23 protein-coding genes and 1 tRNA gene are annotated in these 23,704 nt (G+C 71.4%); 8 read left to right on the forward strand and 16 right to left on the reverse strand.

The genetic code is table 11. The features are described 5' to 3' along the window. Nucleotides 1-1,370 precede the first annotated feature (1,370 nt). From VMV22_05520 to VMV22_05555, 8 genes are all read right to left on the reverse strand, one after another. The gene (locus VMV22_05520) at nucleotides 1,371-1,646 is read right to left on the reverse strand and encodes a hypothetical protein (protein HUY21780.1); all 276 of its coding nucleotides are present in this window, start codon (nucleotides 1,644-1,646) and stop codon (nucleotides 1,371-1,373) included. Between the two features lie 125 nt (nucleotides 1,647-1,771). Next, nucleotides 1,772-2,155: a hypothetical protein gene (locus VMV22_05525; protein HUY21781.1), complete on the reverse strand. Its 384-nt coding sequence runs from the start codon at nucleotides 2,153-2,155 to the stop codon at nucleotides 1,772-1,774. A 30-nt stretch (nucleotides 2,156-2,185) separates the two neighbouring features. After that, entirely contained in the window at nucleotides 2,186-2,905 is a 720-nt protein-coding gene (locus tag VMV22_05530; protein ID HUY21782.1) for a hypothetical protein, read from the reverse strand. 454 nt (nucleotides 2,906-3,359) lie between these two features. Then, nucleotides 3,360-3,435: transfer RNA gene (locus VMV22_05535), tRNA-Arg, on the reverse strand. A 309-nt stretch (nucleotides 3,436-3,744) separates the two neighbouring features. Continuing rightward, nucleotides 3,745-4,593 carry an alpha/beta hydrolase gene (locus VMV22_05540; protein ID HUY21783.1) on the reverse strand — a complete coding sequence of 283 codons (849 nt, stop codon included), beginning with the start codon at nucleotides 4,591-4,593 and terminating at the stop codon, nucleotides 3,745-3,747. Between the two features lie 143 nt (nucleotides 4,594-4,736). Then, nucleotides 4,737-5,186, reverse strand: a complete 450-nt coding sequence (locus VMV22_05545) for a hypothetical protein (protein ID HUY21784.1) — start codon at nucleotides 5,184-5,186, stop codon at nucleotides 4,737-4,739. Then, entirely contained in the window at nucleotides 5,186-6,265 is a 1,080-nt protein-coding gene (locus VMV22_05550) for an alcohol dehydrogenase catalytic domain-containing protein (GenBank protein HUY21785.1), read from the reverse strand. The genes VMV22_05545 and VMV22_05550 overlap by 1 nt, the downstream gene beginning before the upstream one ends. 15 nt (nucleotides 6,266-6,280) lie before the next feature. Further along, entirely contained in the window at nucleotides 6,281-7,879 is a 1,599-nt protein-coding gene (locus VMV22_05555; protein HUY21786.1) for an MFS transporter, read from the reverse strand. Nucleotides 7,880-8,065: 186 nt separating this feature from the next. On the opposite strand from VMV22_05555, the gene VMV22_05560 reads away from it, so the two are divergent. From VMV22_05560 to VMV22_05570, 3 genes are all read left to right on the forward strand, one after another. Next, complete coding sequence (locus tag VMV22_05560; protein HUY21787.1) at nucleotides 8,066-8,416, forward strand: hypothetical protein; 351 nt, start codon at nucleotides 8,066-8,068, stop codon at nucleotides 8,414-8,416. A gap of 259 nt (nucleotides 8,417-8,675) precedes the next feature. Continuing rightward, on the forward strand, nucleotides 8,676-9,191 hold the full coding sequence (locus VMV22_05565) for a M48 family metallopeptidase (GenBank protein HUY21788.1): 516 nt from the start codon (nucleotides 8,676-8,678) through the stop codon (nucleotides 9,189-9,191). Nucleotides 9,192-9,244: 53 nt separating this feature from the next. Further along, a complete protein-coding gene (locus VMV22_05570) occupies nucleotides 9,245-10,228 on the forward strand; it encodes an LLM class flavin-dependent oxidoreductase (protein HUY21789.1) in 984 nt (327 codons plus the stop codon). 180 nt (nucleotides 10,229-10,408) lie between these two features. Here VMV22_05570 and VMV22_05575 read toward each other — a convergent pair whose 3' ends face one another. The 6 genes from VMV22_05575 to VMV22_05600 are packed head-to-tail and all read right to left on the reverse strand — an operon-like array spanning nucleotide 10,409 to nucleotide 15,474. Continuing rightward, entirely contained in the window at nucleotides 10,409-10,894 is a 486-nt protein-coding gene (locus VMV22_05575) for an SRPBCC family protein (protein ID HUY21790.1), read from the reverse strand. Nucleotides 10,895-10,922: 28 nt separating this feature from the next. Continuing rightward, complete coding sequence (locus VMV22_05580) at nucleotides 10,923-12,059, reverse strand: acyl-CoA dehydrogenase family protein (GenBank protein HUY21791.1); 1,137 nt, start codon at nucleotides 12,057-12,059, stop codon at nucleotides 10,923-10,925. A gap of 13 nt (nucleotides 12,060-12,072) precedes the next feature. After that, the gene (locus tag VMV22_05585; protein HUY21792.1) at nucleotides 12,073-12,558 is read right to left on the reverse strand and encodes a hypothetical protein; all 486 of its coding nucleotides are present in this window, start codon (nucleotides 12,556-12,558) and stop codon (nucleotides 12,073-12,075) included. Continuing rightward, nucleotides 12,555-13,121: a MaoC family dehydratase N-terminal domain-containing protein gene (locus tag VMV22_05590; protein ID HUY21793.1), complete on the reverse strand. Its 567-nt coding sequence runs from the start codon at nucleotides 13,119-13,121 to the stop codon at nucleotides 12,555-12,557. Before VMV22_05590 ends, VMV22_05585 begins: the two co-directional genes overlap by 4 nt. Then, entirely contained in the window at nucleotides 13,118-14,293 is a 1,176-nt protein-coding gene (locus VMV22_05595) for a CaiB/BaiF CoA-transferase family protein (protein ID HUY21794.1), read from the reverse strand. Before VMV22_05595 ends, VMV22_05590 begins: the two co-directional genes overlap by 4 nt. Continuing rightward, nucleotides 14,293-15,474 (reverse strand): acyl-CoA dehydrogenase family protein, encoded by a 1,182-nt coding sequence (locus VMV22_05600; protein ID HUY21795.1) that lies wholly within the window; start codon nucleotides 15,472-15,474, stop codon nucleotides 14,293-14,295. Before VMV22_05600 ends, VMV22_05595 begins: the two co-directional genes overlap by 1 nt. A gap of 1,125 nt (nucleotides 15,475-16,599) precedes the next feature. On the opposite strand from VMV22_05600, the gene VMV22_05605 reads away from it, so the two are divergent. The 4 genes from VMV22_05605 to VMV22_05620 are packed head-to-tail and all read left to right on the forward strand — an operon-like array spanning nucleotide 16,600 to nucleotide 21,087. Next, nucleotides 16,600-18,063, forward strand: a complete 1,464-nt coding sequence (locus VMV22_05605; GenBank protein ID HUY21796.1) for an OB-fold domain-containing protein — start codon at nucleotides 16,600-16,602, stop codon at nucleotides 18,061-18,063. Between the two features lie 24 nt (nucleotides 18,064-18,087). Further along, nucleotides 18,088-19,278 carry an acetyl-CoA acetyltransferase gene (locus VMV22_05610; GenBank protein ID HUY21797.1) on the forward strand — a complete coding sequence of 397 codons (1,191 nt, stop codon included), beginning with the start codon at nucleotides 18,088-18,090 and terminating at the stop codon, nucleotides 19,276-19,278. A gap of 43 nt (nucleotides 19,279-19,321) precedes the next feature. After that, nucleotides 19,322-20,248, forward strand: coding sequence for an SDR family oxidoreductase (locus VMV22_05615; GenBank protein ID HUY21798.1), 927 nt, complete (start codon nucleotides 19,322-19,324; stop codon nucleotides 20,246-20,248). Further along, the gene (locus VMV22_05620; GenBank protein ID HUY21799.1) at nucleotides 20,245-21,087 is read left to right on the forward strand and encodes a thioesterase family protein; all 843 of its coding nucleotides are present in this window, start codon (nucleotides 20,245-20,247) and stop codon (nucleotides 21,085-21,087) included. The genes VMV22_05615 and VMV22_05620 overlap by 4 nt, the downstream gene beginning before the upstream one ends. Nucleotides 21,088-21,136: 49 nt before the next feature. On the opposite strand, the gene VMV22_05625 is transcribed toward VMV22_05620, so the two are convergent. Together VMV22_05625 and VMV22_05630 are read right to left on the reverse strand one after the other, a co-directional pair. Beyond that, nucleotides 21,137-21,988, reverse strand: a complete 852-nt coding sequence (locus VMV22_05625; GenBank protein HUY21800.1) for an enoyl-CoA hydratase-related protein — start codon at nucleotides 21,986-21,988, stop codon at nucleotides 21,137-21,139. Between the two features lie 70 nt (nucleotides 21,989-22,058). After that, the gene (locus tag VMV22_05630; GenBank protein ID HUY21801.1) at nucleotides 22,059-22,199 is read right to left on the reverse strand and encodes a hypothetical protein; all 141 of its coding nucleotides are present in this window, start codon (nucleotides 22,197-22,199) and stop codon (nucleotides 22,059-22,061) included. Between the two features lie 130 nt (nucleotides 22,200-22,329). On the opposite strand from VMV22_05630, the gene VMV22_05635 reads away from it, so the two are divergent. Continuing rightward, nucleotides 22,330-23,697, forward strand: a complete 1,368-nt coding sequence (locus VMV22_05635) for a sensor domain-containing diguanylate cyclase (protein HUY21802.1) — start codon at nucleotides 22,330-22,332, stop codon at nucleotides 23,695-23,697. The last annotated feature ends 7 nt before the right edge of the window (nucleotides 23,698-23,704 follow it).

The following is a 23,704-nucleotide window of genomic DNA, read 5'->3' on the forward strand; positions in this document are numbered from 1 at the left end:
CAAGCAGTTGTCGGCTCTCAGTTACCCGATAACCTTTCCAGGTCAAGGCTTACACGGTGAACTCTCACGAAGCAGAAAGTACTATCCATATATCTCCGGGAAGGAGCAACTGGTCTGCAACACTGACCCGACAACCGCCATGCTTGTCAACATGTCGTGCTCTAGGAAGATCAGGCGGCACACCTTCTACTACTATGGGTACTTGTGGTTTGACAACACCCAGGGTTCCTCTTTCAATGGACCACCGTGGATCGAACTCAATCGGATCGGTGGTAACCAAGCACGACTCTGACAGAGCGGTCCTTATCACGGGACAGGTTCACGGCACGGTGATCCGAGCCGTGCCTGATCGCGGGGTACGAAGATGGGGTCAACCTGGAGCGCCAGAGCTGAGGGCCGGCCTTAGCGCCGGCGACGAGCGGCGCAGACTCCTGGTCAGAAACCGTCAGCACATTCTCCGGGTCGGGGAATAGGAACACAAGGGAGCGCTCACCATGCCACATCAGGTACACGGGGCACGCCGATGAGGCGCCTACGGCCAGGCGCATCCAGCGGCCACGTGAAACTGAATTCTTTTGGTATCCTCGACGTTGTGGAAGAGCCTCGGAAGAGCGCGCGACAGAAGCGAACAACCTCATCTTTTGCGCTTGTATTGGGGTTCACCGCGGCGCTGCTTCTCCTTTCCTGCAGTGCAGCTAATCTTGCTGGTTCGAAATCAGATTTGGAGACACGCGTACCTGATCCGAGGGACCTGGGCGAACACTGGGGCACGTTGTCGCCACTGCGATACATGGCCGATCTAGAGCTCTTCAAGTGTGGGGGTTGCATGAACCCGGCACCCAGAGGGAGCGTGGCTTCCGCAAGCTTCCGTAATTCAATTACCGGTGCCACACTTGACATAGTTGTCACTTGGTCGCCGATGGCAAGAAGGTTCTTTATGGAACTCAAGAACGGCATGGGGTCTGGCGATCGAAGTTCTCCGTCTCCGCGCGGCAGCGCGGTAGTACCAGCTCCGCAAATGGGGACGATCGATCAGTTCGGATACGAATCGATCGCTACCGTGGACCATGTCCTCGTCTATTATGCTGAGTGCAATAGTTACGTGGGCCATTTCACACTTGGCGGTATGGCTTCGAGTACTGAGGGGCTCCGCTTCGCTATGACTCGATTGTGTCATCCCCGTTGAGGCATACGAGGTATGCCAACGGTCCGGTTTCGCGAGGTGCAGTCGGCCCTTTGGTGTTGCCCCGCTTCCGTTGGACACGTGTCTCGATCCATGACCTCCCTGAGGTGATGAACACCGCAGGCACTGGGAGTCGACGCACCCCTCAGAAAGATCGACCGGGCGGGGACACTCGACGACTCGAGTCCTATGCAGGTGCCTCAGGCGAGCCCGAGTCTTCGTCGCTTGACGCTGCCTCTGCGACCTCCACGATCCCAAACTCCATCTCGTTAACCGATTGAAACCGCAAGTGCTCCATCACCTCTTCCGCTGGGAGGTCGATCAACGGCTGAATGATCTGGAATTCCAAGAGCTCGCGACGAATATGCGCCTGTACGTCGATCCCTGTCCTATGTGTCTCTATGAGCTCTTGGCGTTCGGCGGCCGCTGCACTCACGTAGCCGACGCCCATGTCCGGCTTCATCGGCCACCAGCAGAGCCCAGCTGCCACAACCTCGACATCCAACGGAATCACCTCACGGTGGAAGTGCTCTGCCCGAATCTGAGCTACGGCAAACGTTGTATCCATTGCGGCTTCAAAGCTTTCACCTAAGCGCAGCCGCGGCTGGATTCCGTGTCGGAGCGTCGAGATCGCTTCCTCGGATAGAAGTTCGTGCCAATCTTGCATGCTCCCTGCCCGCCCAGCGAGATGCCTGTCTCCGCCGGGCGGCCGAACTGGGGGCCGACGTGGTCGACGAGTACCTTGACCGGGGGGAATCGGCCAAGACCACGGACCGCCCCAACTTCCTGCGCATGGTGCACCGCATCCAGCAGGCCCGTGACGTCGACGTCGTCATCCTGGACAAGATCAACCGCTTCGCCCGCAACCGCCGCGACGACGCCAATGTGCTCTTCGAGCTGCGCAAGGCGGGCTGCAAGCTTGTCTCGGTCAAGGAGAACATCGACGAGACCCCGGCCGGGACCCTCATGCACGGCATCCTGGCCACCATCGCCGAGTACGAGTCACGCAACAACGGTGCCGAAGCGCTGAAGGGGATGACCCGCAAGGCCCAGGTGGGGGGCACGCCGGGGCGGGCGCCGGTCGGCTACCGCAATGTGACGCGCATGGTCGAGGATCGACCGGTCAAGTTGGTGGAGATCGATCCAGAGCGGGCACCCCATGTGCGCTGGGCTTTCGAGGCCTACAGCACCGGGCAGTGGACGTTCACCACCTTGGCGCTGGCCCTGGCCGAGAGGGGCTTGAAGGCCCTCCCGCACGGGAAGAAGCCACCCGGGCCCCTGGCGCGTTCCATGGTCGGAGCCATGCTCAAGAACCGCTACTACATCGGGATCGTCTCGTTCGACGGTGCCGAGTACCCCGGCCGCCACGAGCCGCTCATCCCCGAGGCGCTCTTCGACCAGGTCCAACACCAGCTCGAGACGGCTGCCACTGCGGGCGAGAAGCGCCGCATCCATCACCACTACCTGAAGGGCACCCTCTTCTGCGACAGCTGTCACAACCGGTTGTGCTTCAGTCAGCCTAGGGGCCACGGAGGGACCTATCGCTACTTCTACTGCATCGGCCGCCAGATGAAGCGAGCGGACTGCCTCCAGTCCCATGTGCCGGTCGACCTGCTCGAAGACGAGGTGCTCGCTCTCTACGAGGCGCGCATCGCACAGCTGGCGCCCCAGAACCGCCAGATGATGATGGATGGGGTGCGCCACCAGATCGAACGGTTCCACGAACAGGCAGGGCCCCAGCGGGCCTGGGCAGAGAAACAAGTGGCTGAACTCGAGGAGCAGCGCCGGCGGCTGGCCCGGGGAGTTGTGGAGGGATCGATCCCCGGCGATCTAGCCAAGGCGGAACAGGCTCGGATCCGAGACGAACTGGCGGGGGCCCGGCGCACCGTGGCCACGGCGCAGGCCGAGTATCCCGGCTTCGAGTGGCTCTTGGAGCGAGCCCTGGAGGTGGCGGAGCGCTGTGCTGAGATCTACCGCTCCGGCGGACCGCACGTTCGCCGGCTGCTCAATCAGGCGTTCTTCAAGATGATCTTCGTCCGGGACCGCCAGGTCGAGGACCTCGAGCTGAAAGAGCCCTGGAAGACCTTCTTCGACCCCCGGTTCGCCCGGGCCATGGCCAGGAGCGCCGAGAACCCCGGTGTCCCTCTCGGGTCCCGGGGTTCGAGAATGTTCGAATTGGCGCCCCCGGCAGGATTCGAACCTGCGACGCACGGTTTAGGAAACCGACGCTCTATCCCCTGAGCTACGGGGGCCGGGGCACACAAACACTGTCCGCGACCAGCGCCAAGTATCCCACACGGCCCATGATCCCGATCGCGGTGTCGGCACGGTTGGGCCTGCTCCGATGATGCCCGCGACAGGCGCTCGGTTCCACGGATCGCACCATGACGGGAGCCGTCTCGGAGAGGCAGGCGCCGAGTGCGTCCGGCGAATTCGTTTCCCGAAGGGCCGCAACGGTGACGTCCGGTACAAGGCGGTCCTACGACTCGTCCTACGACTCCTCCTACGACTCGCCTGGTCTGCCGTCCTCGGGCGTCGGTCCGGCTGACGGTGAGCGACGGTCAGGTCTCGACGAACCGGCGCACGAAGGCGAGTGCCGTCTCGGCCACGTCCCGCCAGCCGCTGTCGATCGTGAGCGCGTGCCCGCGATTGGGTATCTCGACGATCTCGGTCACCCCCTCGTTCCTCTGCTGCCGCTTGAACGAGGCGTTGGCGATGGCCCACGGCACGGTGTGGTCCTTCTCCCCGGAGATGACGAGCAGTGGCCCCCTGGCGGGGTTCTTCGTGTCGACCTTCGCCTCGGTCCACGGGTTGAGGTTCGCCGTCGCCGCCTCGAAGAGCGGGGCCCCCGGGGCCGGCACCGCGAACATGTCGTAGAGCTCCTTCGCCTCGTCCTCGCTGACGGCATTGGCGAACGAGTAGCGGAATTGGCCGTAGGTCAGCGGGACGGCTCGACCGTGGTTGGCGGGGTTGCCGAGCACCGGCGCCGACGACCGCAGCGCCGACACCGGGAGCGGCAACACGCCCCGGAACGGCGCGGGGTCGATGGCCACCGACACGGCGGCCAGCCCACGCCCCGCGAGTATCTGGGCGAGCAGGCCCCCGAAGGAATGGCCGACGACGGCCGGCGACCGCTCGAGCTGCCTGATGATCTCTTCGAGGTGATCGGCCACCTGGCCGACGGTCTTGTGGGCGAAGACCTCCGGGTGGGCGTTGGCCTCCTCGACCGTCTCGGGGTCGTCCGGCCACCCCGGCGCCAAGGTCGTGAAGCCGGCGTCCTCGAAGAGCGCCCGCCACCGGTCCCAGCTGCTCGGGAGGAGCCACAGGCCGTGGACGAACACCACGGGTGCCAGACCCGACGCGTTCGCCCGGTTCACCTGGTCCATCTCGTGGTCGGTGATGGTCGGCATGGCCACGCCACCTCCTGCACCGGGCCGGGGGGTCGGCCGAGGCGCAGCGTGGTCTCAGTCTTGCCGACCGGGCACGGACGCGCACCCCGTCCGAGGTGGTGCCGTTGGTCGGCTCCTGCAGGGCCGGCCCGACCCGGTACGCGTCAGGTGCGGTCGAACTCCCACCACTGCAGCTCGCACAGCATCGGCAGGAGGTAGCCGACGTAGATCGAGTGGATCTTGATCGGCCCCCGGTCGTCGACGGCGAGGTCGATCAGGTCGACTCGCGGGTCCTTCTCCTTGAAGGCGGCCGCTCGGTCGCGGGCCGCCACCAGGTCGTCGAGGCCGGCCACGGCGAAGCCGAAATGGTCCATGCGCGGGCAGCGCATGGGGTCGTCCTCGGCGATCAGGAAGATGAACTGGTCCCAGTGGACGCACGACAGGATCAGGCGGTGGCGGTCTTCCGTCATGGTCGGCATCTCGTCGAAACCGAGGACCTCGCCCCAGAAGCGGCAGATGTCCGCCCGGTTGGCCTCGTCGAGCAGGTTCGCGGGCACGCTCACGGCCACGTGGTTGAAGCGGGGGTTCCCGGCCGGGTAGAAGGGATGGGGCATCAGGAGCCGACCTCCTGCTCGGCGGGCTCGGGCTGGCCGCCGGGCACGACCATGACCTTGCCGGCGATGCGGCCGCTGGCGAGCCCCTCCATGACAACACCCAGATCGTCCAGCACGACGTCGCCGGGATCGATCAGCACGTCGATGGGCAGTGAGCCCGACGCCAGCAGTTCGAGGGCCCGGTCGAACCCGTCGGCGTCGTAGACGAACGAGCCGCTGACCGTGAGCTCGTTCAGGATCATGCGGTTGGGGTCGAACCGGGGGGCCTCCATCCCCGCCCCGACCAGCACCAGATGCCCGCCGCGCCGTAGCTGGTGGAAGCCGCTCTCCATGGCGGCCTTCTTCCCCGAGCACTCGAACACGACGTCCACGGCCCGGGGCGACTGGCGTTCGGGCTCCCATGGCGGATACGTCTCGACGTCGGCGGGATCGAGCACCTCGGACGCGCCCAGGTCCTCCGCCAGCTGCCGGCGACGCTCGCCGGGCTCCACCACCACCACCGGGCCGATGCCCTCGGCCACGAGTGCCGCGATCGTGAGCGCCCCGATGGGGCCGGCGCCGAAGACCATCGCCGCGTCACCGGGGGCGATCCCCGATCGGGTGATGCCATGCAGGGCGACGGCGAGGGGCTCGGCCAGCGCGGCGACGCGCGGCGACATGCCGGCGGGCAGCGCCAGCAGCGACCGCTCGTCGGTGAGGACGTACCCGGCGAACGCGCCGCCCAGATCGCCGTCGATCGGCCCGGGGCGGCGGTCGCACTGCGACGGCTTGCCCTCCCGGCACCGACGGCACTCCCCGCAGCGCGGCGAGGGGCCGCACACCACGGCGTCGCCGGGCGACCACCGCTCGACGCCGTCACCCACGGCGGCCACCACGCCGGTGTACTCGTGGCCACCCACGGTCCCGGGCTTGCCCCACCCCTCGATCATGATGTGGAGGTCCGACCCGCAGATGCCGCAGTAGGCCACCTCGACGAGCACCTCGCCGGGGCCGGGCCGGGGCACGGGTCGGTCCTCCACGCCGATGTCACCGGGACGCCGGTAGACGGCGCAGCGCATCGTGTCGGGGAGGTCGGGCATGGCGACTCCTGAACGTCAGACGGTCTCGGGTACGAGCTCGCGGTCGGGCGGTGCGGCCGCGGGCCGGTACCCGGCCCGGCGGCGTGAGTAGAAGTCCTTGCGGCGCACCATGGCGGCGAACACCGCGCCCACGACGACGGTGACGGCCCCCACGAGGAAGAGCTCGTTCATGCCCGCGATGAAGGCATGCCGGGCGGCGAGGACGAGGGCGGGCTTGCGCACCGAGGCCGACGAGGCGGCCGCGGCGGCGCGGGTGCCACCGGCCGCCACCCGGCGCGCCAGCTCGGGGGCGTTGTCCCCCGCCACCGTCTGCAGCGACGTCTGGAGCCGATGCTGGAAGACCGCGCCGATGGCCGCCACACCCGTGGCCACCCCGCCGATGCGGAAGGTGTTGCTGATCCCTGAGGCCATGCCGCTGCGTTGGGGCGGGACGACCCCGAGGGCGATCTTGGCGATGGCCGGGTTGGCGAGCCCGATGCCCAGGCCCGCGACGAGGAAGCCGGGCAGCAGCGCCGTCCATCCCGACTGGACCGTGATCCCCCGGAACAGCAGGAGGCCACCGGCGCACGTGGCGAGACCGACCCCGAGGGCGAGCCCGGCGGGCACCCGTTCGGTCAGCGGCCGCGACACGAGGGGGACGACGAACGACAGCAACGTGAGGGGCAGCAGCCTCATCCCGCCCTGCAGCGGCGAAAGGCCCAGGTCGTTCTGGAGGTAGAGCGTCACGTAGGGGAGCATGGCGAACATCCCGGCGCCCACGCAGAAGGTGGCGATGGACACGCCGATGAAGGCCGGTTTGCGGAACAACGACAGGTCGAACATGGGCCGGGGATGGCGCAGCTCGACGATGACGAAGGTGAGGAGCAGCACGAAGGCGGCGGCCAGCGTCGACACGATGGTCTTGCTCGCCCACCCGTCGTCGTTCCCCCGGGTGATCCCGAGGACGAGGAGGAAGAGCCCGCCCGAGAACGTGAACAGCCCCGACCAGTCGAGGCTGGTGGCGTGGGTGTCCCCCACGTTCACCATCCGGCGCGAGATGGCGAGCGTGAGGACGCCGACGGGCACGTTCACGTAGAAGATCCACTGCCATCCGAAGTCGCTCGTGAGCGCGCCACCGACGAGCGGTCCCACCGCCACCGCTCCTCCGACCGTCGCCCCCCAGGCGGCGATGGCCGCCGATCGCTCGGAACCCTGGAACTCCTGGCCGATCAGGGCCAGCGAGGTGGCGAACATGGCCGCGCCTCCGACGCCCTGCACGGCGCGCGACGCGACCAGGGCGGCGGGGGTCGACGACAGCCCGCAGGCGAGCGAGGCCAGGGTGAAGACACCGAGGCCGACCACGAAGATCCGCTTGCGGCCGAAACGATCCGCCAGGGACCCCTGGGTGAGGATGAGGGCGGCCAGGCTGAGGGCGTACGCCGAGATGACCCACTGCAGGTCGCTGAAGCTGGCGTGCAGCGACCGCTGCATGGTGGGCAACGCCACCTGGACGATGGTGATGTCCACGAGGAGCATGAACGTCGCCCCGCAGACGGCGATGAGCGTCCACCACCGCCGTGCGATCCCCCGGGCGCGTCCTGCTCCGGACGTGTGGGACGATCCCCTGGCGGCCACCTGCCTCCTCCCGCCGGCGGGCTCCCCCCCGTGGCGCGGTCAGCAAACTCGGACCGAAAGTCTCCATCGTGGCGTTGCCCGTGTCCAGACCCGGCACCCGGCCCGTCGGGTCGGGGCGGGCCCGCGGGGCGGCCCTGCGGCCCTCGGTAGCCTTGCGGTGTGCGGTCCCCGACGACCTCTCGACGTGTGCTCAGGGTGCACGTGGCGGCGGCCGTCGTGGTGCCCGCGTGCCTGGCGCTCACCTGGTGGCAGGCCAGCAGGGCGGTGGGCGGGAACTCGCTCAGTTGGGCCTACACGTTCGAATGGCCGCTGTTCGCCGGGTACGCCGTGTACATGTGGTGGAAGCTCGTCCACGAGCCCGCGCCGGGCGCCACCGCCGAGGCGGCTGCCGGGCGCCCGCCGTCGGTCGACGGCGACGCCGCCGGGAGCCGGGCCGTGCCGACCGGCGACGGCCTGGGCACCGAGGACGACGAGCTGGCCGCCTACAACCGCTACCTGGCGGCGCTCAACGCCAGCGGCCGCCAGAAGCACTGGTGACCGGCCGGGACGATCACCCCGGCCGGCGAGCCCGGAGGCGACGGTAGAGACCGGGGCGCCCGACGGGCCCGCCGTGTTACAGCCGTGAAAAAAACTGCCGGCTGCTCTTGCGCCGGGACCGGCCGTCGACATCATTAGGGACATGAGGTTGGGACGTGCCACGAGGCCCGGGACGTGAGGACCGGCACGTGACGACCGGGACGATCCGGACCATGGAGACGGTGGGCCCGATGCCGCCCGGGGCCGGGAGCGGGGCTCCGTGAGCACACGCCCGGCACGGCCGCCGGTCGAGGTCCGCACCAGCCCGCGCCGGCGCAAGACGGCGAGCGGGTTCTGGCAGGACGGGCGCGTGGTCGTCGTCGTGCCGGCCCGCCTGTCCAAGGCCGACCGGATCGAGCTCGTCGACGGGCTCGTCGAGCGCGTCCTCGCCCAGCGCCCCCATGTCACCGCCTCGGACCGCGACCTGGCCCGGCGCGCCGCGGGGCTCGCCGACGAGTACCTCGGTGGTGTCCGGCCGGAGTCGATCAGGTGGGTGGGGAACCAGCAGCGGCGGTGGGGGTCGTGCACGTCGCGCACGGGCGAGATCCGCGTCTCCGACCGGCTGCGGGTGGTCCCCGATTGGGTGCTCGACGCCGTCCTCGTCCACGAGCTCGCCCATCTGATCGAGCCGACCCACTCGCCGCGGTTCCGCCGGCTGGCGTCGCGCTACCCCCGGACCGCCGAGGCGGACACCTTCCTGGCCGGGTACACCCTCGGCCTCGAGACCACCGCCTGACCCGGCGCGTCCAGGCGAGCGCCGGGCACCCCGCAGACCGCGGTCCGCGTCCCATGGCCGAGTGGGTGCTCATGCACGACCTGCGGGCGCCGGAATTCGGCACGCCGCGCCCGGCGCTCTACCGCGAGGCCCTCGACATGTGCGCCTGGGCCGACGCCCGGGGATGCCCCCGGGTCGTGCTGTCCGAGCACCACGGCTCCGACGACGGCTACCTGCCGTCGCCCTTCGTCTTCGGCGCGGCGGTGGCCGCCCGCACCGCGCACACGCGGATCATGGTCTCGGCGCTGGTGCTCACCTTGCGCGACCCGGTGTCGGCCGCCGAGGACGCCCTCGTCCTCGACGTGGTGAGCGACGGCCGCCTCGAGCTCACGCTGGCGGCGGGCTACGTGCCCTCGGAGTGCGCCATGTTCGGCGTGCCCTTCGACGACCGCGCAGCGGTCTTCACCGCCAAGACCGAGGCCTTCGTCGCCGCGCTCACCGGGGAGCCGTTCACCTACGAGGGCCGCACCATCCGGGTGACGCCACCCCCGGTGCAGCGCCCACGCCCCTTCGTCGTCCTGGGAGGTTCCGCCCCCAAGCGCGCCGCGCGCCTGGGCGACGCCTATCTCCCCCCGCTCCCCGACGAGTCCCTGGCGACCGCCTATGTCGCCGAGTGCCGGCGCCTCGGCAAGGGCGACGGCCTCCTGCTGTGGCCCGCCGGTCCCATGTGGGTGTTCGTCACCGAGGACCCCGAGCGGACCTGGGCGCAGCTGGGCCCCCACGCGCTGCACGAGACCAACGCCTACGGCGCCTGGGCGGCGGAGGTCCCGGGGGCCAACCCGTGGGCGCCGCGGGCCGACGTGGCCGCGGTCCGGGCCGACGGGCTGTACGCGGTGGTGACACCCGAGCAGTGCGTGGCCCTGGCGCGCCACCTCGATCCGCGCGCCGCGCTGAAGCTCAAGCCGCTCGTGTCGGGGCTCGACCCCGACATCGGGTGGCGGAGCCTGGAGCTGTTCGTGAACGCCGTGCTCCCCGCCCTCGGGCCCGCCCCGGGCTGAGCCGCCCGGCCGACAGGAGCCCCGGCGGCCGGGCGTGGGCGCCGGGCGGAATTCCCGTGGAGAGCCGGTCGAGCAGTTCGAGACCCAACGTGACACGTGGATCCCCGACGAGACGGGCCTGAAGCTTCAGACCGGCGAGAAGATCACGCCGGGCGCCGCCGACGACACGCGGCCGGCGGCTCAGGTCGACGTGCCGAGCCCTCCCGGTGCCACCGTCCGGGCGAGGATCCCGAGGGTCGCCCGCAGCGCCCCTTCCGAGATGACGGGGAAGATGCCGGCGTCCTTCCACACGGGGTCGATCGACGACCAGTCGCAGTACGACGTCACCAGCGTGGTGTCGTCCGCGGGCTCGAGCGTGTAGCCGTAGACGTGGCCGATGGGTGGCCGGATCGTGCCGATGATCGTCCACGCGATCCGGCGGTCGGGGACGAAGTCGGTGATCGTGACGGTCACGTCGTAGCGGCCCATCGGGTAGTCGTTGAGCGCTTCGCGGTCCATGTGCACCACGAAGCTGTCGCCGACGCCGCTCACGGGCTCGCCGGTGGCCTGCATGAGCATCCCCGAGCTGTCGATCGCCACGTGGCCCTGCGGGTCGCACAACACCCGGAAGATCTCCTCCGGGCCGGCCGCGATGGTCCGTCGGACCTCCAAGCGCTCAGCCGTCATGTGCGCATCCTGCCACGACGGGCCGGGCTCAGCCCCTCCCGTCGAGCAGGGCGGCCGCCACGAGCTCCTCGAGGTGGCGCGTGTCCCACCAGGAGACCTGCAGCTGCTTGGCCCGCCGGAAGTACAGCTGGATGTCGAAGTCCACGGTGAAGCCGATCCCGCCGAAGACCTGCTGGGCCATGGCGGTCACGTCACGGTAGGTGCGGCAGGCGAAGAGCTTGGCCATGGGGGCGAGCGTGGCCACCGACCGCCCCTCGGCGCGGGCCCAGGCGGCCTCGTGCACCAGCGTGGTGCCACCGTCCACCGCCGTCACCGCGTCGGACAGGTAGTGCGCCAGCGCCTGGAAGGCGCCCAGGGGCTTGTCGAACTGCGTGCGGTCCTTGGCGTACTGCACCGTGATGTCGAGCGCCTGGCGCGCTCCCCCCATGGCCTGGGCGGCGAGGAGGATGCAGCCGTCGTGCATGACGGCGTCCCACGTGGCCCAGCCCGAGCCCGCAGCGCCGATGCGCTGGGCGTCGGTCACCGCCACGCCGTCGAAGGTCACCTGGTACTGGGTGTCGGACGCCACGGTCATCTGCTGCTGCATGGACAGGCCCTCGACCGTCGGGTCGACGAGGAACAGGTCCACGTCGCCCTGACCGTCACCCGTGCGCGCCAGCACCACGAGGGCGGCGGCCGACGAGGCGAAGGCGACGTGGCGCTTGGTCCCCGTGAGGCGGTAGCCGCCGGCGTCGGGCTCGGCGCGCATCTGCACGCCGGCCGGGCCGCAGCCGTTCTCGGGCTCGAACCACGCCGGCGTGAGCACCGCGTCCCCGCTCGCCACGCGCCCGAGCCACTGGGCGCGCTGCTCGGGCGCTGCGGCGAGGGCGAGGGCGCCGCCGCACAGCACCGCGCTCGGGAAGTGCGGGGTGGGGGCGAGCGCGCGGCCCAGCTCCTCGTAGAGCACGACGCCCTCGAGGGTGGTCATCCCGGACCCCCCCTGCTCCTCGGGGAGCAGCAGCCCGATCAGGTCGAGCTCGGCGAGTTGCTTCCACAGGTCGGCGGGATACCCGACGGGGTCGTCCTCGAGGTCGCGCACGACGGACAGGGGGCTGTACGTCGCGCACACCTTGCGCACCGTCTCGCGCAGCATCTCCTGCTCCGGACTGAAGTCGAGGTCCAGCACGTCCCAGCTCCTCTCAGGGCTTCCACTGCTCTTGGCGTCGCCGCCACGGGTTGTCGGCGGCTTCGACCGGGACGGCGACGCGCGCCGCGCAGGTGCTCTTGACGTCCCCGTCGACCGACATGGTGATGTCGAGGCCCACCCAGCCGCACCCGGTGTCGTCCACGGCGACTTCGGACACCACGCCGTCGAGGACCATGGTGTCACCGGGGAACACCGAGTCGCGCATGCGGAACGTGACGCGCCCGAGGCGACCGTGGGGGCCGGTCCAGTCGGTGATGTAGCGCTCGAACCACGCCGCCTGGTTCGGGGTGTTGAGGAAGATGTCCCTCGTGCCGTTGCGCTCCACGGCGAAGTCCTTGTCGTGGTGCATGGGCCGCCAGTCGCGTGCCGCCAGGGCGCCCAGCACCACGGTCGTGGCGGTGACGTCGTAGGCGAGGGGCGGCAGGCGGTCGCCCTCGGCCACGTCGGCGAACAGCAGGACCGGCGTCGTCGGGCTCACGACGCACCCCCGTCCGTGCCGCCGCCCCCGCCGGGCCCGGGGCCGCGCCGGTAGCCGAACCCGGTGTAGGTCTCCACGCCCACGAGCTGGTCGCGCTGGTTGGTGTACTCGACGTCGATGACCCAGAAGCGCCCGGTGCCGAGCTTGGTGGTCTTCTCGTCGCTCACCGAGCGCAGGACCTGGCGGGTGCGCAGCACGTCGCCGGGGCGCACCGGCTCGTGGAAGACGATGGTGTTGTCGGTCATGACCGCCTCGGGGAGGTCCAGGCGCTCCTTCAGGTCGAAATGGACCTTGAGCGGCAGGTGCTCCCCGGTCCGTCCCGGTGCCCAGTGGTGGGGCCGGAACCACGCCGAGATCATGGTGGGCGGCGCCACGGGCCCGCCGGTGAGCTCCTCGGCGACGTCGTCGTCCCAGAACAGGGGGTTGCCGTTCTCGACCGCGGCGCACATCGTCCAGACGTAGCCGCGCTCGACAGGGAACTCGCCGACCTCCTCGTACTGCGGCACGCCGACCAGGCCCCGGGCCTGCTCGACGGCGGCCCCGACGGTGTCGGGGGCACTCACGCGATCACCTGGCGGGCGCGCAGCTCGGCCAGACGCGCCGCCGGGAACCCGGCCGCCCCGAGCAGCTCGTCGGTGTCGGTGACGCCGTCGTCGGGGACGACGACCGGCTCGGCCACGGGGGCCATGCCCGCCAGCACCGGGCCCACCTGGCGGAAGGTGCCGCGCCCGGGATGCTTGGCCTCCACCACTGCGCCGCGCCACGCGAACTGGGGGTCGGCACCGATCTCCGCCACCTCCTGCACCGGGGCCACGCACGTGTCGGCGCCGGCGAGCTCGGCGATCCACTCGTCGCGCGGGCGCGTGGCGAAGGCGGCCGCCAGGTCGGCGCGGATGGCGTCCTGCGCCTCGTCGTCGTACTGGCGCTCGGTCCAGCGCTCGCAGCCGAGCGCCCGGCAGAGGTTGGCGAAGAACTTGGCCTCGATGGCGGCCACCGCCACCCATCGGCCGTCGCCGGCACGGTAGGTGTCGTAACAGGCGTAGCGGCCGGTGAGCACGTCGTGGCCGGGGCCGGGCGAGGTTCCGGTGGCCAGGTGCTCGTCGGCGGCCAGCGACATGAGCCACAGGACCCCGTCGGCGACGGACACGTCGAGGAAGGTGCCCTCACCGGTCGCGCCCCGGCCCGCCAGCGCCGCGCACACGGCCAGGGCGGCGTGCATGCCGCCGCCGGCGGCGTCGGCGATGGTGGCGCCGGGGACCGGCGGCCCCCCGTCGGCACGTGGCCCGGTCGCCGCCAGGTAGCCCGCCACCGCCAGGTAGTCGAGATCGTGCCCGGCCCATGCGGCCCGGGGCCCGTCCTGGCCGTAGCCGCTCGTGGAGCAGTACACGACGCCGCGGTTGACCCCCCGCACGGCCTCGTACCCGATCCCCAGGCGGTCGACCACGCCGGGCCGGAAGCTCTCCACCACCACGTCGGCCCCGGCCGCCAGGGCGAGGAAGGCCTCGCGCCCGTCGGGGTCGCGCACGTCGAGCTGCACCCGGCGCATGCCGCGGTGCGCGCTGTAGGCGAAGAAGGGCGGGGTCACCGGGGCCGGGCCCCGGCCCGGCACGGGGCCCACCTTCACGACCGTCGCCCCGTAGTCGGCGAGCAGGCGCGTGCAGCGCGCCGCGGGCCCGACGCTCGACAGGTCGAGCACCACGACGCCCGCCAGCGGGCCGGCCGTGCCCTTCGCCATCAGAAGTTCTTGGGGAGCCCGAGCCGGCGCCGGGCGATGATGTTCTTCTGGATCTCAGACGCCCCGCCGCCGATGGTGTCGATCACGGTGTAGCGGTAGGTGGACTCGGCCCGCCCCGCCATGGGCGCGTCCGCCGTCTTCACCCGCAGCTGCGAGCCGGGGCCGGCGATGTCCATGGAGGCGTCGGCCAGGCGCTTGGAGAGCTCGGTGGCGTACAGCTTGTACTCCGAGGCGTGCGTCGTCGGCGCGGCGCCGCCCTTCTGCGACTCGTTGACGAACCGCAGCCCGAGCACGCGGGCCACCTCCGCCTGGGTGGCCAGCTCGGCGAGGCGCTGGCGGACGACGGGGTCGTCCTTCAGGGGGCGGCCGTCGCGCTCGGCGCCGGCGACGTACTCGCACAGCAGGTCGAGGCGCTGGCCGATGGGCGAGTAGGTGAACATGGTGAACCGCTCGAGGTCGAGGGCCTCGGAGATGTACTGGAACCCCTTGTTGAGCTCCCCCACCACGTAGTCGTCGGACACCCACACGTCGTCGAGGTACACCTCGTTGGTGCGCTCGTCCCCCATGGTCCAGATGGGGTTGATGGTGATGCCGGGGTGGTCGAGCGGCACCAGGAACAGCGTGATGCCGAAGTGCTTGGGGGCGTCGGGGTCGGTGCGCGCCCCCACCCAGTACCACTCGGCGAAGTGCGCCGAGGTCGTCCACGTCTTCTGGCCGTTCAACCGCCAGCCGTCACCGTCACGCGTGGCCTTGAGCTGCATCGACGCCGCGTCGGAGCCGGCGTTGGGCTCGGAGTACCCGACGGCGAACTCCACCTCGTTGTGCAGGATCTTGGGGAGGAACTCCCGCTTGAGGCGCTCGTTGCCGTGCCGGATGATCGTCTTGCCGACGATGCCCACGCCCTTGCCGATCTGCGGGCCGCCCCGGCGGGCCAGGGACTCGTTCAGGAGGTACTCGTAGACGCCGTCGCCCTCCCGGCCGCCGTACTCCTTGGGCCACGTGATCCCGAGCCACCCCTGCTCGCCCATCTCGGCCATGAAGGCCCGCCGCTTGGGGGTGTCGACGATCTGCGCCATGTTCTCGCGGGTGACGTCGAAGACGTCGGGGTCGTCGTGCTCGTCGAGGAAGCGCTCCACCTCCTCGACGAAGGCCAGCTGCTCCGGCGAGAACTCGAAGTCCATGCGGCTTCCTCCTGCACTGGTCGCCCTCGATTTCCTGACAGGCCGTCAGATCGTATCCCGGCGAGCGCTTTGCACCCAAAAGGCGATCCGCACCAGATAGAAGTCGGCGGGTGGCACCAAAGAGGAAATCCCAGGCCCCGAGGGTTCCGGGGGCCGTCTGGCGGACCCAGCGGGGCCGTTCGGCCCTGACGGCCAGACCTCCGAACGACGATGGGCTTAGGGACGATGGTCATAGGGATGTGGGGGGCACCATGAAGGATCGCGACATTCAGTGGGTTCGGCACCAGCTCGATTCCTTGACGATGGCCCGGACCTGCGGAGGCTTCAGCCCCGCGGACGCCGTTCAATACCTGGAGCTCTGCGGCCTCGAGGCGACGCTGATCGGCCACCCACACCCCTAGACGCCCCCGGCCCCCGGGGCGTGCGGTGGCCCCCTGGAGGTTGTTCTCGACCACGAGTCCCGGAAGCTTGGGCGGGAGCGGCGAACGGAGCCTTCAGAACGGAGCCTTCAGAACGGAGCCTTCAGAACGGAGCCTTCAGAACGCGAGTGCCTCCGAGATCATCGACTCGACCGGCGGGGGCGATCACCGCACCCAGGGCCTTTGCCTCGAAGCGAGCGCTCATGAGTCCCGGGCGTCGAAAGGCGGACGAAAGGGCGGCGGGGCGCCGGACCCACGGTCTGCGTGCTGCTGCCTCTGGTCCTGCGCGCCCCGTCGAGGTCGCCCTTCCGATGCCACCGTACGCTTATGGGTCCGGGGTGTCTATGGCCGGCCCGAGGTGTCTATGGCCGGCCCGATGTGACAGGAACAGGCGCACCCGACCACCACCCGCCGATCGCACGACTCGTGGTCGCCGACACGGCAGGCCGTCGAGATGTAGCCGTGGGGGTGGGATTCCGTCGGGTACGACATGAGGACCACCCGACGGTCACACGCATCGGCGCCCTGGCACCAGGGTCGAAGGTCACCGAACCGGGAGGGGCACCCTGTCCGGGAAGGGGCCGGAACGCGCCAGGACCGCCCGCCATCAAGCTGGGCCGAGGGTCCGGGGGACGTCCGGGGGACGTCCGGGGACGTCCGGGGATCTTTCTGACTCGCCGTCAGGGCACGGCTACCATCGCCGGGAGTGCCGGGAACGCCGTTGTCGGGTGAGCGGGTGCGCGGGATCGTGAGCGCCGGGGGCTACGTCCCCCGTAGCCGCCTGCGCCGTGCCGAGGTCGCCGCCTTCCTGGGGTCGGGGGGCGGCAAGGGTGCGCGCGCCGTGGCCTCCCACGACGAGGACACCACCACCATGGGGGTGGAGGCCGCCCGCCTGGCCCTGCGCAGCGCGCCGGCGGCCGCCGTGGGAGCCGTGTGGTTCGCCACCGCCTCCCCCGCCTACCTCGACAAGACCAACGCCACGGCCGTGCACGCCGCCCTGCGCCTGCCCGGCGAGGTCCCCGCCGTCGACTTCGGGGGCGGCCTGCGTTCGGGTGTCGGCGCCCTGGCCGCCGCCCTCGACGGCTCGACCACGACCCTGGTCGTCATGGCCGACCAGCGCGACGGCCTCCCCGGGGGGGCCGACGAGTCCGCGGGCGGCGATGCCGCCGCCGCGCTGGTCGTAGGCGACGGGGGGACGGGCGCACCACTCATCGCCCGGTACCTCGGCGGGGCCTCGGCGACCGACGAATTCCTCGACCGGTGGCGCACGCCGGGCGACCGCCGCTCGCGCGCCTGGGAAGAGCGCTTCGGCGAGACCCGCTACGCCGTGCTGGGGCGAGACGCCTGGGCCCGGGCGCTCAAGGCGGCCGGCGTCGAGGCGGCGGCGGTCGACCACCTCGTCGTCACGGGCATGCACGGGCGCGCCGCCAAGGCGCTGGCGTCGAAGCTGGGTGTGCGCGAGGACGCGGCGCACGACGACCTCGGCACCACCGTGGGGCAGGCGGGCGCCGCCCACCCCGGGCTGGTGCTGGCGTCCATGCTCGAGTCGGCCGGCCCCGACCAGGTCGTGGCCCTGGTGCACCTGGCCGACGGCGCCGACGTGCTCGTGTTCCGCACCACCGGGGCCCGCACCGCCTGGGCCCCGGCCCGGCCCGTGGCCGACCAGGTGGCGGCCGGGGCCGACCTCCCCTACGGGAAGTTCCTGGCCTGGCGGGGGATGCTCACCCCCGAGCCTCCCCGGCGGCCCGAGCCCCAGCGGGTGTCCGCCCCGGCGGCCTGGCGCAACGAGTCCTGGAAGTTCGGCTTCGTCGGCTCGCGCGACCGCACCAGCGGCGCCGTGCACCTGCCCCCGGCGCGCGTGTCGATGACGGGCGGCGCGGTCGACGACATGGAGCCCGCGGCGATGGCCGACCTCGTCGGCACCGTGGTCACCTTCACCGTCGACCGCCTGGCGTACTCACCGAGCCCCCCCATCGTGTTCGCCGTGGTGGACTTCGAAGGCGGGGGTCGCTTCCCGGTCGAGCTGACCGACATCGACGCCGACGCGCTGCGCATCGGGGACCACGTGGAGATGACCTTCCGCCGCCTCTTCAGCGCGGACGGCATCCACGACTACTTCTGGAAGGCGCGCCCGGTCCCCGGGCCCGGCGCGCCCGCCGCCCAGGGCTGAGTCCCGGACCGAGGAGGAGCGACCATGGCATCGCACGGCATCCGCGACCGGGTGGCCATCGTCGGCATGGGCTGCACGCCCTTCGGGGAGCACTGGGACAAGGGGCTCGACGACCTCATCATCGAGGCGTCGGGCGACGCCTTCTCGTCGGCGGGCGTGACCAAGGACGACGTCGACGCCTACTGGCTCGGCACCGCCCAGTCCGGGATGAGCGGCATCACCCTGGCCCGCCCGCTGCAGCTCGACTGCAAGCCCGTGACCCGCGTGGAGAATTACTGCACCACGGGGTCTGAGGCGCTGCGCGCCGCGGCCTACGCGGTGGCCTCGGGGGCCTACGACATCGCCATGGCGGTCGGCGCCGAGAAGGTGAAGGACAGCGGGTACCAGGGCCTCAACGCCGCCGGCCCACCCAACGACGGCACGGCGCGCACCCTGACAGCGGCCGCCATGTTCTCCATGGTGGCGCCGGCGTACGGCGAGAAGTACGGCGTCGGCGAGGACCAGATGACCGACGTGCTCGCCACCATCTCGGCCAAGAACCATTCCAACGGGGCACGCAACCCCCGCGCCCAGTTCCGCCGCGAGGTGTCGAAGGAGACGATCTGCGCCTCGCCCCGGGTGGCGGGGCGCCTGGGGGTGTTCGACTGCGCGGGGGTGGCCGACGGCGCCGCGGCGGCCATCGTGGTGCGGGCCGAGGACGCCTCGCGCTTCACCGACAAGCCGATCTACCTGAAGGCGCTCGCCTTCGCGGCGGGCAGCGGGTCGGGCCTCATCGACCCCGCCTACGACTACACGCACTTCCCCGAGTGCGCGGCCGCCGCCGCCGACGCCTACGCGCAGGCCGGCATCACCGACCCGCGCCGGCAGCTGGCCTTCGCCGAGGTGCACGACTGCTTCACCCCCACCGAGCTCGTCCTCATGGAGGACCTCGGGTTCGCCGAGCGCGGCACGGCGTGGAAGGAGGTGCTGGCGGGCACCTTCGACCTCCACGGGGAGCTGCCGGTCAACCCCGACGGCGGCCTGAAGAGCTTCGGGCACCCCGTGGGGGCGTCGGGGCTGCGCATGTTCTTCGAGTGCTGGCTCCAGCTGCGCGGCGAGGCCACCCCGGAGCGCCAGATCGACAACGGCCGCACCCTGGCGCTCACCCACAACCTGGGCGGCTACCCCGGGGAGATGGTGTCCTTCGTGTCCGTCGTGGGCACCGAGCCGGGCTGACCCCCGCGCCGAGCAGCGGGACGGGGCGGAGGGCGGAGACGGCGTGTCGTTCCTCGACGAGCGCGCCGGGCTGGCGGGCAAGGTGGCCGTCGTCGCCGGCGGCGGTGGGGGCCTGGGTCGCGCCTGTGCGCTGGACCTGGCCCGCACCGGCACGGCGCTGGTCCTGGCCGACATCGACGCCGACACCCTGGCGACCACGGCCGACGAGGCCCGCGCGCTCGGCGTCGAGGTGCTCGACGCCCACGTCGACGTGCGCGACACCGACGCGCTGGCGTCGGTCTTCGACTCCTGTGACGAGCGCTTCGGCCGGCTCGACGTGCTCGTGAACGTCGTCGGTGGGACGTTTCGCGCCGCGTTCACCGACGTCAGCGCCAAGGGCCGCGACGCGCTGGTGCGCGCCAACTTCACCTGGATCGTCGACGCCACGCAGCAGGCGGCGCGGCGGATGGCGGCGTCGGGAACGGGGGGCAGCATCGTCACCATCACCTCCATCGAGGCGCACCGGGCCGCGCCGGGGTACGCCATCTACGCGGCGATGAAGGCGGCGGTGACGCACCTGACCCGCACCCTGGCGGTCGAGCTCGGCGGGTCGGGCGTCCGCGTCAACTGCGTGGCCCCGGACTTCGTGCCCACCGCCGGCCTGGCGGGCATCGCCGGTCGGGCGGGGTCGGCCGGGCAGCGGGCCGCCGCCGCCGGGGACGGCACCGACCCGGGCGACTGGCTGACGATCCCCCTGCGCCGCAAGGGCGAGGTCGCCGACGTGGGCAACTGCGTGCTGTTCCTGGCGTCGGACCTCTCGTCGTACATCACCGGGACCACGCTGCACCCCGATGGCGGGGCGCTGGCCATGTCGGGTTGGATGGACTGGCCCGACGACGGCTTCACGGCCCGCCCGCCCGCCTGGGTCCTCGACCGGCTCGAGCCGCCCGCCGGGCCCCGGCGGCGGGGCGAGCGCGATCCCGGGACGTGAGCACGCCGGCGGTCCACGACGCGCTGTTCGTCCCCGACGGTGCGCACGTGGTGCCCACCGCCTACGCCCGGGGGCCGTGGAGCCCCGGTGCCCTGCACGGCGGGCCCGTGGCCGCGCTGCTGGCGCGCGCCGTGGAGGCCTGCGAACGCGACGAGACCATGCACGTGGCCCGGCTCACCGTCGAACTGCTGCGACCCGTGCCCCTGGCCCCGCTGGCGGTCTCGGCCACGGTGAGCCGGCCCGGGCGCAAGGTCCAGGTGGTCGAGGCCCGCATCGCCGCCGACGGGCGCGACGTGGCGTGGGCCCGGGCGCTGCGCATCCGGGTGCAGCCGTCCGGCGAGGCCTCGGCGGGGCTTGCCGACGCGCTGGCGCGGGGCCCCGTGCCCGGCCGCGACCCCGGCGCGCCGGCCGGCCCCGGCGACGGGTACGTGTCGGACACCTCGATGGGCGACGACCGCGCCTTTCACAGCGAGGGCGCCGAGCTGCGCTACGTGGTGGGGACGTTCGCCGAGCACGGCCCGGCCACGGTGTGGGTCCGCCTGGCGGTGCCCGTCGTCCCCGGCGAGGAACCGTCTCCCCTGCAGCGGGTGGCGGCGGCCGCCGACTTCGGCAACGGCGTGAGCGCGGAGCTCGACTTCGCCCGCTACGTCTTCATCAACCCCGACCTGACGGTGCACCTGTTGCGGCCCGCCGTCGGCGAGTGGGTGTGCCTGGACGCCGCCACCCGCATCGGCATCCCCGGCGTCGGCCTGGCCGAGTGCGCCCTGTGGGATGCCCACGGCCCTATCGGCCGGTCGCTGCAGAGCCTCCTCGTCGAGCGGCGGCCCGCCCGCCTCTGATCACCGCGGGCGGCCCACCCCGCCCGGTGGCCGCGGCCATCGGCGGCGGCTACTGCGCCGAGGCGTTCTCCCCGGCGCTCTCCGCCGCCTTGTGGCGCGGCCGGCGCCCGCCCAGCGAGGCCATGAAGCTGCGCACGTCGCTGGCCCCGCTGCACAGCGCCACCAGGTCCGTGGACTGCTGCAGGTGCACCCGCATACCCATCATCTCCCAGGCCCGCGTGAGCCCCTGCTTGGTGGCCAGGATGGTGGTGAGCGGCATCTTGGCGATGGTGCGGGCCATCTCCTCGACGGTGTCGTCGAGCTCGGCACGCGGCACCACGCGGTTCACCATCCCCCACTGCAGCGCCTGCTCGGCCCCGATGGTCGGCGCCAGGAACAGGTACTCCGCGGCGCGCTTGAAGTTCATCATGACCCAGGGCTCGATCATGGTCTGGGCGCCGGGGAGGCCGAACCCCTGCGGGAGCGGCATCTGGAAGTAGGCGTCGTCCGACGCGATGGTGAGGTCGGTGAGCAGGCCGTACACGGTGCCGCCCCCGACGCAGTAACCGTGCACCTGCGAGATGGTCGCCTTGGGGAACTCCCACAGCCGCAGCGGTGGCCACAGGAACAGCCCGTAGTGGTGGCGGCGCCACGTGCGCTCGGGCGTCGGCCCCGTCGTCGGGTAGACCTCGGGCATCTCGTCCATGCCGACGATGGCGTGCCCGGCGCAGAAGCCCTCGCCGTTCGCCTTCAGCACGAGCACCTTCACGTCGTCGTCGTCGTCCGCCCGGGCGAGCGCCTCGTCCATGTCCCACACCTGCTGCGCCGTCTGGATGTTGGCCTTGTCGGGCGTGTTGAGGACGATGCGGGCGACACCCCCGTCCTTTTCGTAGATGATCGTCTCGAACTCGACTCGTTCCACCACGCCCTCCCGTCGGGTCACCGGTCGCGGCCCCGGGCGGGACCGGAGCGGGACCGGAGCGGGCCAGATGCTACGTGCGGCGGGCCAGAAGGCTGTAGCTGAGCGGCACCCGGGGCCGGCCGGGCGGGATGCCGTGGCGCTGGTCGTCGTGACGCACCAACCACGGGAGCGGGGCGAAGGACGTCCCGTCGTGCTCCACGAGGCGCTCCATGACGAAGCCGCGCCCGATCAGGGCCGTGACGGGAGTGCTGGCGCGGTCGTGCGCCAGCCCCCGGCCGGTACCCCGGGCCCGCGGGCCGGGCGGCTCAAGGCCCGTGCGCCGGCGGCCGATACCTGTCGACGTGACAGAGCGCCCCGCCCCGCGCGGGTTCGACGAGGTCGGGGTGTCGAGGCTCCTGGAGCAAGAGGCCCGCATCGTCGGGATCAAGGATTTTTCGACCCCGACCCTCGAGGCGGTCGACCGCCGCCGCTCCCAGCTCTGGACGATCGCCTTCGCCGGCCTGGTGTGCCTGGCCGCGGCGGTGGCCCTGCTGACATCGGGCGCCGGGCACCACCTGGGCTTCGCCAACCTGCTCGGGTTCCGGATCGGGACCGTCGTCCTCGTCGTCGGGCTCGCCGCCTACGTCATGGAGAAGGAGCGCCACCTCCGTCGCCTGGCCAAGCTCCTCGTCGACGAGCGCGTCCTCGGCGCGGCACTGTCGAACCGGCTCAAGGAGCTCGCCATGCTCTACGAGGCGGGCAAGGCCATGAACTCCGTCCTCGTCGTGGACGAGGTGCTCCAGCTCATCCTGTCGAGCGCCTTCGACCTCCTCATGGCCGCCAGCGGGTCCATCATGCTCGTCGAGGACGAGGGCGACCTGGCGGTGGTGTGCCGCGCCGGCAACGCCGGCGGCGCACCGATCGAGCTGGGCGGCGGGATCGCCAGCCGGGTGGCGCGTGACCGCGAGCCGCTCCTCGTGCAGGGGACCGTCTCCGAGAAGGGGCACCAGGAGACCCAGAGCGCGGTGTGCGTACCCCTCATGCACCGCGGCCAGGTCCTCGGCGTGATCAACCTCATCGGTGCCCCCGGACACGTCTACAGCGAGTACGACCTGCGGGCCGTGTCGCTGTTCGCCGAGCACGCCGCCATCGCCGTGGCCAATGCCCGACTCTACGAAGCCGAGCGCGCGCTGAGCGCCCAGCTGTCGCACCAGGTCGTGCACGACCCGCTCACGGGGGCCGCCAACCGCGTGCTGATCAGCGACCGCCTCGCCCACGCCCTCGCCCGCGTGCACCGCAAGGAGTGCCAGGTGGCCGTGCTGTTCGTCGACGTCGACAACTTCAAGCTGGTGAACGACGAGCTCGGCCACGACGCCGGCGACTTCGTCCTCACCGCCATCGCGCAGCGACTGACCGAGTGTGTCCGCCCGGCCGACACCGTGGGGCGGTTCGGCGGCGACGAGTTCCTGGTGATCTGCGAGGACCTCACCCACGACGAGCAGGCGGTGGAGATCGCCGAGCGCATCCTGGAGGGCTTCGACCGCCCGTTCACGACCCCGTTCGGGGAGCGCACCCTGTCCGTCAGCATCGGTGTGGCGCCCGCCGGCCACGACCGGCCGGCGTCGGTCGCCAACCTCATCCGCGCCGCTGACCAGGCCATGTACCGGGCGAAGATGGAGGGCAAGTCCCGCATCGTCAGCGCGCTCAGTTCCGCACCAGGACCCGCCTGAGGCGCCG

Source organism: Acidimicrobiales bacterium, assembly GCA_035531755.1.
GTDB lineage: Bacteria > Actinomycetota > Acidimicrobiia > Acidimicrobiales > UBA8190 > DATKSK01.